This is a genomic window from Methanolobus sp. (assembly GCF_016278365.1).
Lineage (GTDB): Archaea > Halobacteriota > Methanosarcinia > Methanosarcinales > Methanosarcinaceae > Methanolobus.
In genome coordinates this window covers 43,243-59,742 of the sequence record NZ_JADQBZ010000007.1, presented here as the reverse complement: position 1 = coordinate 59,742, position 16,500 = coordinate 43,243, and the positions used below count along the sequence as shown (strand labels likewise).

Genomic DNA, 16,500 nt, shown 5'->3' with positions numbered 1-16,500 from the left:
TAACGTAAGAGTGTAGTAGTTTGAACCAGTATATATTAATTTCGCATATAACAATTGTGAATTTATGCTCATTAGTAATAAAAAGCCTCAATAGAGCTTACTAAAACAGGATGTTTACTCAAAAAACTGGTCTGCAACAGGTTGATACGATTGGAAGATAGTATTTTCAATGGCAGCCATGGCTTAATCATTTGTTATCATACTTGATAACAAGTCTCTTGGCAACAAATTCTAGCAAGGCTGGGTGAATATCTAAAAAAGAATGATGCAGGCTGGTTTAGCCCTGCATCTCGCTCTGCATTTTCTTCATTTCCCTTATTTCCCTGATTCTCCTGACTATCACTTCACCAAGGAAGATTATAAGAGCGGCAAGCAGGAAATACATCTTATGGCTGACGATATCGCGCACCAGTTTCTGGGATTTTTGCCGGGCTTCCGTAAGGAGGCTGGCACGCGCCTCATCTTCTGTATATGTGTTGCCCCCATAGGCCCTGATGAGGGAAGGCAGGTTCTCATTGAGACCTACATCGCGATATTCCAGCGCATAGTTGACGGCCAGCGGATAACCCGAAAGGTCATGCACTCCGATGGTGTCGGGACTGATGCTCGCTTCATATACATTGTTCCCTGTAAGGGAAAGATCAACATTGTCACCGTTGAGCTTCAGGATAGGGATGCCGGTATCATACATTGTAAGCACAACATCGGCAGGTGTTCCGTACCATGTATCCGGTGCTTCCACAACTGCACCCGTTTCCTCGCGGGGGTTGCCTATGGCCCAGTTAACAGTTGAGGAGACTATTTTTGAATTGTTGCCGGAATACAGTGCGGTTCCCCACCTGTTCCCGCCCCGCTCCCCATTATCAGTTGTAATGGCTGCTACCCTCCCCAGGCCATATCTCCAGGTAGTGAGTACAGGTTTACCTGTGGCTGTGATAACCAGCCTGTCGGCTCCAGCCTTGGGTGTGACATCATTGTACCCTGTAATCTCACCCTCCACTTCAACATTACGTGTTATGAAATGCTGCGTGTTGAGTTCTATGAGAGGGAATGAACCAAATGCAGTATCATTTTGATCGGAAGGCTGCTGTATACCGCTAAATATTATATTTGCTCTTTCTCCCTTCTCAAGCCAAACATGAGATCCGTTTACTTCTTCCATTATTCTTTTACTCACATAGTTACCATTTTCGTCTAGTAAACCATCTTGGCCTTTATCGCCTGAATTAATATGAAGGAAGTAAAAATTAACACCTTTCGCATGAAGCCTTTGAGATATTGCTATTGTTTCTTTGTAAGAGTCAATTGCTCCATCGGAAATTATTATAATTTCTAATTCACCTGTTTCATCCTCTAACCAAGTTTCAGCAACTTCTAATCCTTCATTCAAATTGGTTTCTCCACCACCAAATTTCATCTCTTCTAATTGCTGTTCTAAAAGTTCTATATTTGAAGAAGTGCCAAGATATAATAGTCCGTTAGAGAAGTCAAACCCCTTACTCCCAAAAGTAATAATTCCTACATGTGAGTCCCTTAGATTCTCATTTTTTATTATTTTGACTGCATTTGAAACTATGTCTGTAGTCATATTGTAATCGACTGAACTCCCCGATACATCAAGCACCAGAACTACATTCCTTCCTCCGCTCCAGTCAGTGGGTCTGGATACTACCGGAAGTATCTCCTCGATCGGAGAGTCAAGGTAGTTACCATAGTTGTATGAGTGGTCCCCGCCGACTACTACGATCCCATGTCCGTCATTAAGGAAAGCTTTGAGCTTCGTCACATCGCTCTGCGAGAAGGAATTGGCGTGTGTATTGTCAATCACTATCGCCTTCTTGCCATCTATACTGGACAGGTCCGTTGCCGTTGAGACTGCATAGAGGTTTTGCAGTGAATAGGCAAGGGGGGAGCCGGTTTCAAGACCGATGGCAGTTATTTTGGGTTTAGGGATAGCATATACCGATTTATAGAAATCATTATTGATATTGTCGCTGTCACCGCCGGAAGGTATGATTACCAGTTTCATAGTGTGCTTTCCAAGCTTTGAGAACTTGATGTCATGAAGCGTTATGTTCTTCTGCCTGCCTTCCTGCACGACATTTGCGCTCCTTGCAAGCTGATCGTTGATGTACAACTCATAGCGGTAGCTGATCTCCCCGGTGCCAGCCTGGGAGATGATCATATCGAACTGGTTCACGTTGTTCACGATAACCGTCTTGTCGCCAGTGATTTGAGCGGTGATATCGTTGGACGTAAGGTCGGGCTGAACATAGTATACCGTGGTCCCGATATCCTGTGCAAATTTCAGGGCTTCTTCAAGGTCAGCTCCACTGTTGCTGTTCCCGTCCGTTATCATTACTAACTGGTTATCTCCTGTGGAATACTGCATAATTGCATCTCCCAGGGCAGTCTTATCCCCGGTGAGCCTGACAAGTGTAGTGGGTGTTTTCGCTGCCAGTGATTCATACAGATTGGTTGCAGCCTGCTTGTCAAAGATGTTCATGCTTTCCGTTTCATCGGAGATCAGGACAATGTTGGGATTGTCGTCCACAGTCACCCTGGGGCTGAGTGTATAGGGAGACGCCAGTGCGATGATAAGCAGTGCAACAACTATGATCCTGGAAATGATGAGGCCTTTCTTCGTGGCTTTTCTTAGAAGGTATATTCCGCCTATCAGGACAGGCAGAATAAGCCAGAACATTTCCGGATGCTCAAAGCTTACCATTACAGCTCACCCCTTTTTCTGATTATCATTAATTCAAGCATGACCAGTAGGAAAACTATGATTATCATATATGTATCCAGGTAGTTCTTTGCGGTGTAGCTGCTGGCTCGTACGATACCGGGAGAATCCTTTGCCTTTGAGCGGTCTATGACATCCTGCCCGGTAAGGGTTGTGTCGGATTCCCTGTCATTATACAGGTTGACAGCGACCCTCTTTCCTGCAGCTGTATAGACACCCGCTTCATCATAATGCACACGATTTGTGGTCTGCACACCGTTTGGCGTCTGTATCTCCTGTTCCCTGGCAAGTGCGGATACAGCGCCTGTCTTCAGGTTATAATCCGAGATGCTCCCGGTGCCTCCAAGCCAGCCTGCCAGCTGGAACAAGAACACCGGATACTCAGGAAGGTTATGGAAATTGTTCCAGGCATCCTCGCCAAGAGCATCGTTCAGTCCCAGATAGACCACTGTGCCCTCTCCCAAGGTACTGTAGACAAGCATAGGAGTACCTGTAGTGGTAGCCACAAGGGTTGTTGCATCTCTTCGTGCGGTAGCATTAAGATACTCGTAGACTGCAACCTCATTGAACTTGATATCCTCGCTGAGTCTTGTTTCCTGCAACACCCTGAGCGTCACACCCCTTTCAGCACTCGCAACATTGCCTGTGCTTACAGGCAGCAGGCTCTGCAGATCCGTTCCTGCTTTGTTCGCGGACAGGGCTTCACTGGCTATGAAAACGACTTCCCCGCCACCCCTGATGAAGCTGTTAAGAGTGGATACCTCATTGGATGCGAGAGTCCTTTGCTTATTGGCAATGACAACAACGCTGTATTTTGAAAGGTCCGAAGGCACTCCTTCAAGCAGGTTGGTCTGGACATTAGGCATGAGCGAGAGAGCGGTGTGGGATGGGAGTTTATCGGTATCTGACACTACAAGCATTTGCTTGGAGGATGAGGGGGGGACTGATATATATGCCACGTTGTCGACCATGAGACTGTCAGCGGCTGCAATCCTTACTTCGGTTATGCCTGTCTTAAGATTTGTCACCTTGAATTGCTGGGTGGAGCGGGCAGGTACGCTAAGACTTACCTGCTGTGCATTTCCGCCTTCATTGACGATATTCAGGTTCACACTCTGTCTGCCGTTGTTGTAGTTTTTCAAGACACCGGTGTAAGTGTAACTTCCTTCCACTGCCGAGACCTCCCCCTGGATAATGCCAACATTGCCGGTACTGCTGCCCACAAGGACATATTCGACCTGTAATCCGTAGGATTCGGCAAGGTTCTTGGCATTCACGGGATCGTCCCCGTCCCAGTGGGAGAAATCGGAGATGACGACTATCCTTCCGCCTTCCTGCGAGAGCGTCCTCATCCCCGCGGAAACGGCCGATGAGATATCTGCGACCACTGCCTTTGGCTGCAGGGAATCCAGAGTCTCATAGGCAGCCGAGGATCCCGCAGATGAAAGCACGGTCACGGGTACGTTCTCTGCAAGGATTATAGTGTTCGTGTTACTTACATAGTCACCGGCCTTTGAGATCGCGTCACTGAACCGACCGTCGGTCTGCATGCTTGCGGATGAGTCGATGATTATAACAGTATGCTCTCCGCTGAGAGGCTGCTGGGTCTCGATGAAAGGTGCTGCTGCAGCGAGTGCCAGTAATATCAGCACAAGCAACTGTATCAGGAATAGCGGATCTTTTATCAGTTTTGTTATGGAAGTGTAGAACCGCTTTTTCTCCTCCCGGATATTCATAAGGAACATCAGGGAAGGCACAAGCACCTGAAGCGGTTTCGGGCGTAGCAGGTATAACAGTATAAGCGGTATCACGCTTGCAAGAGCTGCAAGTGCAAGAGGTGATTCGAAAGGCATTACCACATCCTCCTGCTGATGGTGTTGAGGAAGGCTTCAAAAACAGGTACGTCGGTGGTAACGGTATAGAACTCAGCGCCGACCCTGTCACACACAGCAGTAATCCTGGAAATATGCTCTGTCAGCTTTTTCTGGTATTCATTCTTGAAGTCCTCGCTGACGTAAGTATCCAGCTTTGCTCCCGTTTCAACATCTACCAGCTTACTGTGACCGTGCAGGGTAAGCATACTTTCTGCTCTGTCAAGGACCTGTATAAGTATGAGGTCATGGTCAGCAAAGCGATAAACGGCTGACTCGATAGATGCGGGATCATCAAGGAGATCCGAAATTATAATTATCAGGGACCTTGAACTGATAGCTTTGACATACTGGGAGGTGACCTGGTCGATGGCAGTCCTGCCTTCAAGATGCACTTCCTCCAGCCTATCGATCATCTGCAACAGGTATCTCTTTCCCCGGCGCGGTTTTGTGATATCTACATCCTGAGAGAATGTCGAGATAGCAAACTTGTCATTGTCCCTTGTAACAAGGTATGCAAAACCGGCTGCCAGCATCGTTGCATATTCGAACTTGGATATATCACCGCTCCCGTAGTCCATACTTTTGCTGGCATCAAGTAAGATATGGGTAGTGAGGGACTTTTCCTCTTCGAACTGGCGCACGTAGAGCTTCTCAGAGCGTGCATAGGCTTTCCAGTCAACTGATCGGAGTTCGTCTCCCCGGTTGTACTCCCTGTAGCCGACCGTATCAAGTCCTTTGCCGCTGTGAAGGGAACGCCTGTTTCCAGCGTATGTGCTCGACATCCTTTTCTTCACCATGAAAGTGAAGCGGTCAAGCTGCCTGAAAAAGTCAACATCGATAGTATGTTTCTTGTCGCTCATTGCCGGATATTGGATCTGGGTGTTTCTCAGGAGTGGAAGGTTATTTGGTCTTTTCGAGGATATTCCTGATAACCTGGTCTGTTGTGATCCCTTTCCTTTCGGATTCAAAGCTCAGTATTATCCTGTGCCTCAGGACCGGATAGGCCATGGCCTCAATGTCCTCATTACTGACGTAGTTCCTCCCCTTGATCAGTGCCCGTGCCTTTGCTGCAAGGATAAGGCCAATGGAAGCCCTCGGGGAAGCACCGTACTCTATGAACTCGCTCCTGATACGTGTGGTCATAACTATCTTGATCACACGGCTCTTGATGTCGTCAGCGATAGGCACGTCCCTTGTGAGCCTCTGCAGGTCAAGGAGCGTGTTCTTGTTAACAACCTTGCCAACAGTAGGCATTATGGAGCGTGTATAGCGGTTCACTATCTCTATCTCATCCTCATAGCTTGGATAATCCACCAGTATCTTGAGGAGGAACCTGTCAAGCTGAGCCTCCGGAAGCGGGAATGTGCCTTCCATTTCTATAGGGTTCTGTGTGGCAAGAATGAAGAACGGCTGCTCCAGCAGGAAAGTGTCATTACCGACAGTTATCTGTTTTTCCTGCATAGCTTCAAGGAGTGCGGACTGTGTTTTTGGCGATGCACGGTTTATCTCATCAGCAAGCACTATATTGGCAAACAGGGGTCCGGGCTCGAATTTGAAATGTTTTGAGCCACCGGTTTCTTCGATGAAATGAGTTCCTGTGATATCAGCCGGCATGAGGTCAGGGGTACACTGTATCCTGCTGAAATTGAGGTCCATTGACTTTGAGATAGTAGATATGGTGAGGGTCTTGCCCAGTCCCGGGTTACTCTCGACCAGAGCGTGCCCGTTGCACAGTATCGCAATAATTATCTGCTCTACGGTATCGTTCTGACCGACAACCACCTTTCCGATTTCCTTGAAAAGGGTGCCAAACATATCTCCGGCAACCCTGTATGTTTGTGTCAGATCCCTTGAGTTAATGTCGCTAGCCATTAGTTTTCTCCTTTGTTCTCGTCCTTTGGATGTATTGGTAAATATAAATTTAGTAATCCGGCAGTCAACCCTGTTATTCTTCTGCCATCTTCTCAAAGTAAGACTTGATCACACTTTCATAGCCCGCCGGGAAACTTTCGTAGTACGTATCCGAGGATATAGCATCGATCTCGTAACTTGAGGATGGCACAAAGTCCGTATCCTGTTCAGTATCATTACCCGGATTGAAGCCAACTCCGGATCCCGGAGGTAAGCTAAGGTCCACTTCCGTCCCCTCCACCACGATGACTGCAGAAGGTCCTGTAAGGTTCTCTGTACCCGCACTTTCCTGAGGGTCGTCATCGATGACGACGAGATCATCTCCATTTGAGCTGTCTGGAACGAAGGGGAGATTGTCTACCAAGCCTTTCCAGTCTTCCGGGGTCATGTCTGCATGTATATCGTTCAAAGTCACAAAAGTCAGCAGCAGAACAGAAGCTATTAACACAATTAAACCAAAGTTCACCCTCTTTTTCCGGAGGAACATAGATGACCTTACGCTTTCAACAGCTGAAGACACTGTCTGCTTCAGGTCATTGGCTATAATAGTGTCAAGGCTTATGTTGTCATAGGCAGTGCGAAGCCTTTCCCGTAGGCTGGGATATTTTTCTTCAACCAGTTCAATAGTGCTAATCTTCTTATCTTTTCTGTGCAGAATGAAAGTCAGCACCAGAGATACGAGTACGGATATTGTCAGAAGCACCACTGTTTCAAAAGCAATGCTGAGGCCTGCCACGTTGTAAGCTGTTCCCGCACGTACCTCAAAGGTGCGGATGATCGGCAATGCCTGGTCAATACTCAGGACCACCATTAGTGTGTAAAATAATGTAAGGATGGTGAGGAAATCAAGCAGTTTATAGGTCCTGCGGTACTTCTTCAGGGCAGCTTCCTGGGTTTGCACGAACTTCCTGATGTCCATTTTAAGCACCGCTTTTAATTATTATTTGCTGTTACACGAGTTTCATACCGGGTTAGATGCCGGATATGAGCCAAGCATTTTGAGCATACCTACTTTTGACTCTATATTATATATTGCTTCTTTTATATTATCATCGCTTGTGCTGCCTTCCAGATCTATATAGAACAGGTAATCGCCAAGTTTTTTTTTAGAAGGTCTTGACTCTATTCTGGTGAGATTTATTTTCCGGAGGGAAAACTCCCCAAGTATCTCATAAAGAGCTCCGGGCCTGTCACGGTCCAGGTAGAGTATTATTGATGTCTTGTATACATTTCCGATGTGGTTGGAATAGATTGAGGAAGATTCTGAGCGCACTATAGTAAGAAAACGGGTGTGATTGTGTTCCCTGTCCTGAATATTGGATAACAGGACATTCAGGCCATACGTCTGAGCAGATTCGCGGGATGCGATGGCTGCCATTTCCTCGAACTCCGTGGCGAGCCTTGCGGCGTGGGATGTACTTCCCGTAGTCCGCAGTTCAACTCCTTTGAAGTTCTCTTTAAGGAAATGCCTGCACTGAGCAAGGGCCTGAGGATGCGAGAGGATTATCCTGATATCTTCCTTTCTGCCTTTTGACAGGAGGCAATGCTCGATCGCAACAACAGTTTCCCCTACAATTGCAACATCATGTTCAAGGAGCATGTCAAGAGTGATCCCGACGGATCCTTCAATGGAGTTTTCCACAGGTACAAGGCCAACATCTAAAGAACCGGCACGAAGGAATGAGAAAACATCCTGTATATCCTCGCAATATTCAAGAGCTAAATCACCCTCCTGTGCATCATTGCATTTAATTCTGCACTCATTACTGCGTTTCTCAGCAAGCCACTGTTGAGCTGCCTTTTCCGTATAGGAACCTTTGGGTCCAAGCACGCCTATTATCATTGAGAGTGTAAACAACCTTTAGTTTGAAGTATTTTTCTTCATTTTGAATAATCTGCCGTCCGATGAATCATCGATATAGATATATAAAAATCTATGTATGCCTTTTCAGCAGCCTTTCTACCCTGTTCTCCAATTTGCGGTAGTTCTCGTCAATTACAAGCTCTTTTGCCTCAAGATCAACTATAAGATTAAGAATGCGTTCTCTTTCTTTATCATCCATATCAGTTTGGATGTCAGCACTGTTCCTGAGTATCTCCAGAGATGGCTTCAGTTCCTCTTCCTGTTTTAGCAGGGACAATAGTTCAAGTTTCACTTGTTCTATGGTTTTTTCATCTTTCAGCTCTTTTAGTTTTCCTTCGAGTGACTTCTTTCTCTCTGTAAAATGGTCCCAATTAGTATATATAGCATCCAGATTTCGGGCTTCTATGGCTTTATCAAATATTATATCCTCGGTTTTTGGCACGGTCACATCCGGTTGAGACGGAGTTTCGTCCTTCTCTTCAGGAGGAATACATACATAATCCTGACCGAAAACTCTCTGATTCATGAAAGTGGGTGAAACTATCTCAATATCAGCTCCATGCAGTGAATCCATGACGTTCTTTTTGAAATCAGACCTTTTGGTGATAAGGCTTTCCAGATCTTTGAGCAGTCCTCCTACCTTATAGGTGACTGAAAAATCCCCAAGGTTTGTGACATGTACAAAAGGGCTTTCAAGACCTGTATTTTCAGCTGCAAGCAGCAGGTTCTTTTCAATGCTCTTACGTGAAATGTCATATCCAAGGGAAACACTGGTTGTGATAATGGTTCCCGATGAACGGATGGTCTTGAGAGGGTCTGATATCAGTTTTTGGTTTGGGATCATGACAAGGTCCCTGTCAATGGACTGTATCTGAGTATGCAGGAAATTTATCTCAGTGACCCTTCCGAACGTATCATTTATCTTGATAAAATCGCCCTTTCTGAAAGGACTGATCATCCTGAGCATTATACCTGCCATGGCATTGGCTACAAATGTGGTCGAAGAAAAGGTTATGGTCGCACCGATGACGATACCTGTTAGAGTAAGAATAATATTCTTGTCTTCAGTGCTCAGGGGAAGAGTCAATACAACTATTCCCATACCAATGACAAGAATGATAAGAATGACCAGCTGCTGTATGATCTTATCCTTGGAAAAGAACATCTTTTCCCTGAAGAGATATTTGAGCAACAGTATAAGCAACAAAGTTATAACAAATGAAAAAATGCTTGCTGTAAAATCCTGAAGGGGCATTATTGTCAATCCGCCTGTAAGGCCATTATTTTAATATATAAATATTTCAATAGGCGTTCTTCTTGTAATAAGGTTTGTGGATGTATTTTGCGTTTTTAATACATCTGCTTGTCAGGTTTCCTTTCCCAGCGTTCAAGCAGTTCCATGCATTTATCTCTCTCAATATTGACTCTGTTGAGTTGCGACCCGTCACCATTTCCCTTTAGCAGCTCATAGAAACGGCTGTCATCGAATCCTATTTTCGCTACTTCCTCCTTATCGGAGCCGAAATAGACAGTCTTGATGCGGGCCCAGAAAATAGCGGCAAGACACATGGGACATGGTTCCGAGGTGGCGTATATCTCACACCCGGACAGATCAAAACTGTCAAGGACTTCGGAGGCCTGCCTGATAGCCAGTATTTCCGCATGAGCCGTAGGGTCATTGGTCCTGAGCACATCATTGTGGGCTTTTGAGATGATATTCCCGTCCTTCACTATCACCGCACCGAATGGTCCTCCGTGATTATGATCCATCCCGTGCCTGCCTTCATCTATGGCCGTCTGCATGAAATAATTCATAGAATTGTATCGTTACTTATTGGTTTTAAGAGCAGTGGTCATGCAGGATACGGGATGTGTGCAGGTACACGCAGCTTATGTCACTCAGTATCAAGCCGGCTGCCAGGCAACCTGCTACAAATAAGTGTCACTAACCAGGTAAATTGCCATAAACATTTTACCCTTAGTTATTTATCGATTAATGCAGTTGACATATCTAAAGGTGTGATCATGCAGTTAAAAGTACAACCCATTGATATCAAGGTCGGTAAATACAAAGTTGTGATGAATTCAATGGATGCCAAGGAGCTTGGTGTCTATGAAGGTGACAGGGTAAGGGTGCGCAATCATGTTACCTTAACTGCGATCGTGGATTTTACGGAGGACATGATAGCTCCGGGAATGATCGGTGTGTATCATGAGGTTCAGGAGCAGCTCGGCAAACAGTGGACCGAGGCTGTTGAAGTTGAGCCTGCGGATAAACCCAAGTCGGCACATATTGTCAGGAAGGTAATGGATGGCAAGAAACTGGACAGGGATGAGGTAAATCTGCTTGTCAGGGATATAGTGGAAGAGAACCTTAGCGAGGTTGAGCTCGCCGCATTCATTACGTCTACATATATAAGGGACCTGTCGGAGGATGAGACCGAATGGCTGACAAGAGCTATGATAGAAACCGGTGAGCAGATAAAGTTCGCAAGTTCCCCGATAATGGACAAGCACTCCATAGGAGGAGTTCCGGGAAATAAGATAACCCTTCTCATAGTCCCGATAGTTGCAGCTAACGGCCTGCTCATACCAAAGACCAGCTCACGTGCCATAACCGGGGCGGGAGGTACCGCTGACCTCATGGAGATACTTGCACCAGTGGACTTTACGGCTGCACAGATCAAGGAAATGACCGAAAAGGTCGGAGGGGTAATTGTATGGGGCGGCGGAACCAATATTGCACCTGCCGATGACAAGCTCATTAAGATAGAATACCCGCTTTCTGTTGATCCCCACTGCCAGCTGCTTGCATCCATCATGGCTAAAAAAGGTGCTGTCGGGGCTCAGAAAGTTGTCATGGACATTCCCATCGGTCCCGGAACGAAGATACTTGATGTAAAGGCCGGACGCAAACTTGCAAGGGACCTCATAAGCCTGGGAGAGCGACTGGGTATGGATGTGGACTGCGCCCTGACCTATGGAGCCTCGCCAGTGGGAAGGACCGTGGGTCCTGCACTTGAGGTAAGGGAAGCCCTGAAAGTCCTTGAGACTATGGAAGGTCCTAACAGTTTTATTGAGAAAAGTGTCATTCTTGCAGGCATGCTGCTTGAAATGGGCGGAGCCGCGCCTCGTGGGCAGGGTAGGGAACTTGCTCTTGAAACCCTTAGAAATGGCAAAGCTCTGGCAAAAATGAAAGAGATAATCGCAATACAGGGTGGAAATCCTGACATCACCCACAAGGACATAGCTGTGGGCCAGTACACCGCAGAGATTCTGGCGCCTTCCAACGGATACATTATAGAGTTCTACAATAAGAGAATTGTGCAGCTGGCACGTTTCGCAGGTGCTCCCAATGACAAGGGTTCAGGTGTCCTGATACACAAAAAGCGCGGTGAGTCCGTGGAGAAGGGTCAGCCGGTTCTCACGGTTTATGCCGATAAAAAAGAGAAACTTGCAGACGCAGTAAGATATGCAAGGGAGTTCCCGCCTATATTCGTTGAGGGAATGCTCATTGAAAGAGTGGATGAGATCAAGGGACTCTGAGCACAGGTGCATGATGAAAAGGATTGTTATCTTAAGACTTGGCCACCGCCCGGTGAGGGATAAAAGAATAACCACTCACGTAGGCCTGACTGCAAGGGCTTTTGGTGCCGAGGGCATGTTGCTGGCATCAGATGACCGCAAGCTAGCGGAAAACATACTCGATGTTGCAAAAAGATGGGGCGGAAATTTCTATGTTAAGAACGATGTGAACTGGAAGACTGAGATCAGGAAGTGGAAAGAAGGAGGCGGTAAAGTCTGCCATTTATCCATGTATGGTGTGAACCTGCCTGATGTCGCGGCTGATATCGGGCAGTGTGAAGATCTCATGATTGTTGTGGGGGCTGAGAAGGTCCCTTTCGAGATATATGAAATGGCGGACTGGAATGTTGCGGTAGGCAACCAGCCCCATTCAGAGGTTGCTGCAGTTGCCGTAACACTTGACAGAATTGCATCAATCGACCCCCTTAAAAATGAGTTTAATGGCGGAGAGCTGAAAATAATCCCCGCAGAGCGCGGGAAAAAGGTCATTGATAACAGGCAGGAAGGGCCAGGTTCATCCTAATCTGCCTCTTTACTGCATCACTTTTTTACCGAAGGCCCCCTGTAAATGCCTCTTCTCTCATAATCTCCGTATCCCCTGTGTTTCGGCTTTTCCTTGAGCTTTGACTGGTCTTCCAACATTTCCTCCAGCTCATCCTCATCAATGTGATCGTTATTATCAGACATGGATCCTCAAATTACTTCTATGAAGGGATTGTGGTCAATGAATTCCACATCCATCCTGAGCCTTTCCTCCAGCCGGAGACACAGGTCCTGCATGCCCGGATTTTCTGTTGCGTAATGTGTTGCATCAATAAGCAGCATGTCCTCCCATGAGCGTATGATATCATGTCTCAGTTCAGCGGAAACATAAGCATCGACTCCATTTTCTTTTGCGATGGAAAGGTACTCTTCTTTAAAACCGCTCCCACCAAAGACCATCACCTTGCTGATCTCTTCTTTCCTGCCAGTGAACTGGACATGGGTGTTCAGGCTTTTTGCAACATGGTTCACAAAGGTCTCTGCAGGGCACGGACTGATAGTTCCTATCCTTCCGATATCCGTGTCAATGATATTAGAGAGACCGATGCGTTTTGCAAGTGCGTCATTGATACCATTTTTTGCTTTGTCGTAGTTGGTGTGCATCGAGTACAGGGAAATATTGTTGTCCAGAGCTATTTTGAGAATATCTGCAAGCGGTTTCCTGACAAGGTTCAGCGGATGAAAGATAAGAGTGTGATGGGTCACAAGTATATCCGCACCTATCTCTGCGGCCCTTTTTAACACATACTTTGTGGGATCAAGGGCAACGGCTATTTTCTGAATATCATTCTCAAGATCCAGGGTCAATCCAATTCTACCAATATCGAAATCCTCCGCCAGCTCAGGAGGGGCCAGTTGTTCTAGGACAGCAACTACTTCTGAAAGGTTCATAGATAAATGATGTTTTTCAAGTAATTTCAATATGTCGCATTCCAATACTATATTATAATAGTTTTATGTATAATAATGTCATGTATACTATTTGCTGAATAATAACAGTAATATATATGTACACCATAAATATAATAAAATCTAGTATATTTACAGAGGGCACCTTATGAGAATTAAAACTGGAATAGATGGTCTTGACGAAATCCTGCAAGGAGGATTACTCTCGGAACGTGTTTATCTTCTCAGCGGGCCCCCCGGAAGTGGTAAAACCACTTTCTGTGTCCAATATCTTGCACAGGGAGCAGCACTTGGAGAAGTCGGCCTTTATGTGAGCCTGGTAGAGAGCCCGCAGAACATAATAGATGACATGTCAAACTACAGTATGAACGTAGTGACTTTGATCAAGATGCAAAAACTATTGTTCGCGGACCTCGGTCCAAGGATGGATTATGGTTTTATCGATGACTTGCATGAACGCGGTATCCATGAACACGACATGATCAATTCTCCTGGCGACCAGGGTGCTCCTTCCCCGGCAACAGTATACAAGGAAATTGCATGCTATGTCTCTGAGTATGGTGTAAAGCGGCTGGTAATTGACTCAGTGTCAGCGATCCGTTTCACTTCAAAGGACCCATCCCTTCAGGAAAAAGAGATGAGTAGGTTCATCCGCAACCTCAAGAAATTAGGATGTACCACGATACTGATATCCGAGATGACGGACCCGACAGTTTACTCCACAGAGCAGTTTGCTTCTCATGGGGTCATATTCCTGCATAATTTCCTCTACGATAAGACTATGACACGTGCCATCCAGATAATCAAAATGAGAGGAACTAAGCATGACTGTAACCTGCGGGGTGTGGGTTTCACGGAAAGAGGCATGGCTGTGCAAGAATTGCTTGAGTGAGGGTGTGAAACCATGGTCAGGTTTTTCAAAAAGAAAGAAGAGCAAACGCAACTCACCAGATCTGAGATCGATGAGCTTGTTAAAAGTTCGTACAAGCTTGGTTTTGAAGTAGGGTATCACAAACATTCCGAACTTGGCTGGGTGAGCGAGCAATACTCAATGCTTGAGGATCTGGCAAGAGAATCCGGTCTTGGAAAGCTCGTCATGCAAAACTACAGGGACGGCAAAGAATATGGGACCAGGGCCAAGGAAAGAGACCTTAAGTCCGATATGTCAAAAAGGAGCTCAGAAAAGCAATCTGAGAGGACAAATATTTTTCCTGAATATTCAGAGGTTGCTATAAATAAAACTATCGAAGCGGGGTACAAAAGCCAGCGAACCGCAGATGCGAACACAGCAGGACTCATACAGCAGCCTACCATGACCGACCTTCCAAGTTCCACCTCCAGAACAACAGCAATTGACAGGCCTTCTCAGATAAAAGGTTATAAAACACTTATACCAAAAAACTGACTCCATAAAATTAATATCTATTTCAATATTATTAATAATACACATGAGGTTAAATGATGCTAAAAAAATCCCTTATTTGTTTACTTTTATCGATGTATCTTCTCTGCCTGCCTGCATTAGCCTATACTGTGGATGATATTGAATGGAAGGATGGTGCAGATAAGACTGGCACCCTTGCTTGGGGAGGTACATTAACAATTGATAGCTATGTTATCAAAGCTGAGGACTTTAATGCAGAAGGTTTTGTCAGCATCAGCATTTCCAGGAACAACCAGGTAAAAGCAATTTCCCCTTTGCGTGTTGGAGAAACTCTGACTTACCGTGATACAGATAGTGGCAATGACATCAAAGTAGTTGTTGATTCCGTGACCCTTAATATTGACTCATGGACAGGCAATATGAAAGATCCAAAAACTGCAGTTAAAGTATATAAGAGAGCTTATCCAAAGATGAAAATCGATATAAGCACTGATAAAGACACTTATGATCCAAGGTATACTGGTTCTTCTATTATTACAGCAACAATAAATATCAAGAACGAAGGTGATGCCAAAGCCTACAATATGGACGTAGAAATAGATTCATGTGGAATGGAACAAACTTCCGGAAAAATTAAATATAGTTTTAATGATGTGGAAGAAGATGAAGTACTTGAGCCGATAGTTGTTAAATTCAAGGCCTCTGAGTACTGGGACCAGACAAAGATCGATTTTAAGGTAACAACTAAATCTAAGGACATTAACAACCAGATACACTCCCATGACAAAATAAAGACCCTGACCATAGAGCCTGTTGTCGAACTTATAATTACAAAGACTATTGCCAAGGAAATATACATGGATAAGGCTGTTTACGTTTCAGTGAGTGTATACAATAAAGGAATCTATAGTGTCAGTTCCGCAACAGTCACCGATTCGATCAGCGAGTATTTTGAATTGCAGGATAATACCAATCAGGAAACAACAGTCAGTTTTAGCCAAGGTGAGACAAAGGCAGACCTTTTTAAATATACACTGAAACCCACAAAGACCGGCGAGATAACAATTCCTGCAACGACAGCTACATTCACAGGGCCCGACGGCAAGGTGCACACATTCAAGTCAGAAGCACCCAAGGTCAAAGTTAATGGACCCAATATAGTTCTTACTAAAACCATAAGTCCTTCTTCCGTGAGCCCTGGCAAAGAAGCTACTGTGACTATAACTGTGCATAATCAGGGTAACAAGGATGCCAGTGTAACAACAGCAGAAAGTATGCCATCCAGCGTATCATTTGTAAGCGGGAACCTGGAGTTCAAGGAAGTTATGAAAGGAGGCAAATCAGCCACATACTCATATGTGATCAGAACGAAGGAGACAGGAGAGGTAAAGATGCCTGCAACAACTGCTACGTTCATTGATATGGAAGGCTTTAAAGGTGAAAGGATATCCAACATGCCCGTACTGTCGGTTGTAGACCCGGAAGAGCAGACTTCCGCTTCTCTTTCTGATAACTCCCAGAGTGACACTCCCAGCAGCACATCGGGCAGTTCTTCTTCCACAGACAACACAGTAACCAATTCTGATGATACCAGGGTGCAACCTGGTTTTGAAGGGTCTCTGATGATATTCATCCTTATCTGTGTCTTTGCCGTGATCAAGCGCAGGGAACAATAATAGAGACT

General features: G+C 45.5%; 15 protein-coding genes. 5 read left to right on the top strand and 10 right to left on the bottom strand.

Annotated features, from left to right (window positions below; genetic code table 11):
* Positions 1-277: 277 nt before the first annotated feature.
* From QZZ22_RS07755 to QZZ22_RS07720, 8 genes are all read right to left on the bottom strand, one after another.
* A complete protein-coding gene (locus QZZ22_RS07755; RefSeq protein ID WP_292463860.1) occupies positions 278-2,728 on the bottom strand; it encodes a VWA domain-containing protein in 2,451 nt (816 codons plus the stop codon).
* On the bottom strand, positions 2,728-4,599 hold the full coding sequence (locus QZZ22_RS07750; RefSeq protein WP_292463859.1) for a VWA domain-containing protein: 1,872 nt from the start codon (positions 4,597-4,599) through the stop codon (positions 2,728-2,730). Before QZZ22_RS07750 ends, QZZ22_RS07755 begins: the two co-directional genes overlap by 1 nt.
* Positions 4,599-5,480 carry a DUF58 domain-containing protein gene (locus tag QZZ22_RS07745; RefSeq protein ID WP_292463858.1) on the bottom strand — a complete coding sequence of 294 codons (882 nt, stop codon included), beginning with the start codon at positions 5,478-5,480 and terminating at the stop codon, positions 4,599-4,601. Before QZZ22_RS07745 ends, QZZ22_RS07750 begins: the two co-directional genes overlap by 1 nt.
* Positions 5,481-5,520: 40 nt before the next feature.
* A complete protein-coding gene (locus QZZ22_RS07740) occupies positions 5,521-6,492 on the bottom strand; it encodes a MoxR family ATPase (RefSeq protein ID WP_292463857.1) in 972 nt (323 codons plus the stop codon).
* A gap of 73 nt (positions 6,493-6,565) precedes the next feature.
* Positions 6,566-7,450: a hypothetical protein gene (locus QZZ22_RS07735; RefSeq protein ID WP_292463856.1), complete on the bottom strand. Its 885-nt coding sequence runs from the start codon at positions 7,448-7,450 to the stop codon at positions 6,566-6,568.
* Positions 7,451-7,492: 42 nt separating this feature from the next.
* A complete protein-coding gene (gene pheA, locus QZZ22_RS07730) occupies positions 7,493-8,374 on the bottom strand; it encodes a prephenate dehydratase (RefSeq protein WP_292463854.1) in 882 nt (293 codons plus the stop codon).
* Positions 8,375-8,465: 91 nt separating this feature from the next.
* Positions 8,466-9,650, bottom strand: coding sequence for a mechanosensitive ion channel domain-containing protein (locus QZZ22_RS07725; RefSeq protein WP_292464098.1), 1,185 nt, complete (start codon positions 9,648-9,650; stop codon positions 8,466-8,468).
* A 95-nt stretch (positions 9,651-9,745) separates the two neighbouring features.
* A complete protein-coding gene (locus tag QZZ22_RS07720) occupies positions 9,746-10,198 on the bottom strand; it encodes a nucleoside deaminase (RefSeq protein ID WP_292463852.1) in 453 nt (150 codons plus the stop codon).
* Between the two features lie 222 nt (positions 10,199-10,420).
* On the opposite strand from QZZ22_RS07720, the gene QZZ22_RS07715 reads away from it, so the two are divergent.
* A complete protein-coding gene (locus QZZ22_RS07715; protein ID WP_292463850.1) occupies positions 10,421-11,941 on the top strand; it encodes an AMP phosphorylase in 1,521 nt (506 codons plus the stop codon).
* 13 nt (positions 11,942-11,954) lie between these two features.
* A complete protein-coding gene (locus QZZ22_RS07710; protein WP_292464097.1) occupies positions 11,955-12,503 on the top strand; it encodes a tRNA (cytidine(56)-2'-O)-methyltransferase in 549 nt (182 codons plus the stop codon).
* A gap of 17 nt (positions 12,504-12,520) precedes the next feature.
* Here QZZ22_RS07710 and QZZ22_RS07705 read toward each other — a convergent pair whose 3' ends face one another.
* A complete protein-coding gene (locus tag QZZ22_RS07705) occupies positions 12,521-12,667 on the bottom strand; it encodes a hypothetical protein (protein WP_292463849.1) in 147 nt (48 codons plus the stop codon).
* Positions 12,668-12,673: 6 nt separating this feature from the next.
* Positions 12,674-13,414 carry a Nif3-like dinuclear metal center hexameric protein gene (locus tag QZZ22_RS07700; protein WP_292463848.1) on the bottom strand — a complete coding sequence of 247 codons (741 nt, stop codon included), beginning with the start codon at positions 13,412-13,414 and terminating at the stop codon, positions 12,674-12,676.
* Positions 13,415-13,580: 166 nt separating this feature from the next.
* Here QZZ22_RS07700 and QZZ22_RS07695 point away from each other — a divergent pair, with 166 nt between their 5' ends.
* From QZZ22_RS07695 to QZZ22_RS07685, 3 genes are read left to right on the top strand one after another with little or no spacing between them, the layout of a single operon-like run.
* Positions 13,581-14,324, top strand: a complete 744-nt coding sequence (locus QZZ22_RS07695) for an ATPase domain-containing protein (protein WP_292463847.1) — start codon at positions 13,581-13,583, stop codon at positions 14,322-14,324.
* Between the two features lie 12 nt (positions 14,325-14,336).
* Positions 14,337-14,837 (top strand): hypothetical protein, encoded by a 501-nt coding sequence (locus QZZ22_RS07690; RefSeq protein WP_292463846.1) that lies wholly within the window; start codon positions 14,337-14,339, stop codon positions 14,835-14,837.
* Between the two features lie 53 nt (positions 14,838-14,890).
* Entirely contained in the window at positions 14,891-16,492 is a 1,602-nt protein-coding gene (locus QZZ22_RS07685) for a BatD family protein (protein ID WP_292463845.1), read from the top strand.
* The last annotated feature ends 8 nt before the right edge of the window (positions 16,493-16,500 follow it).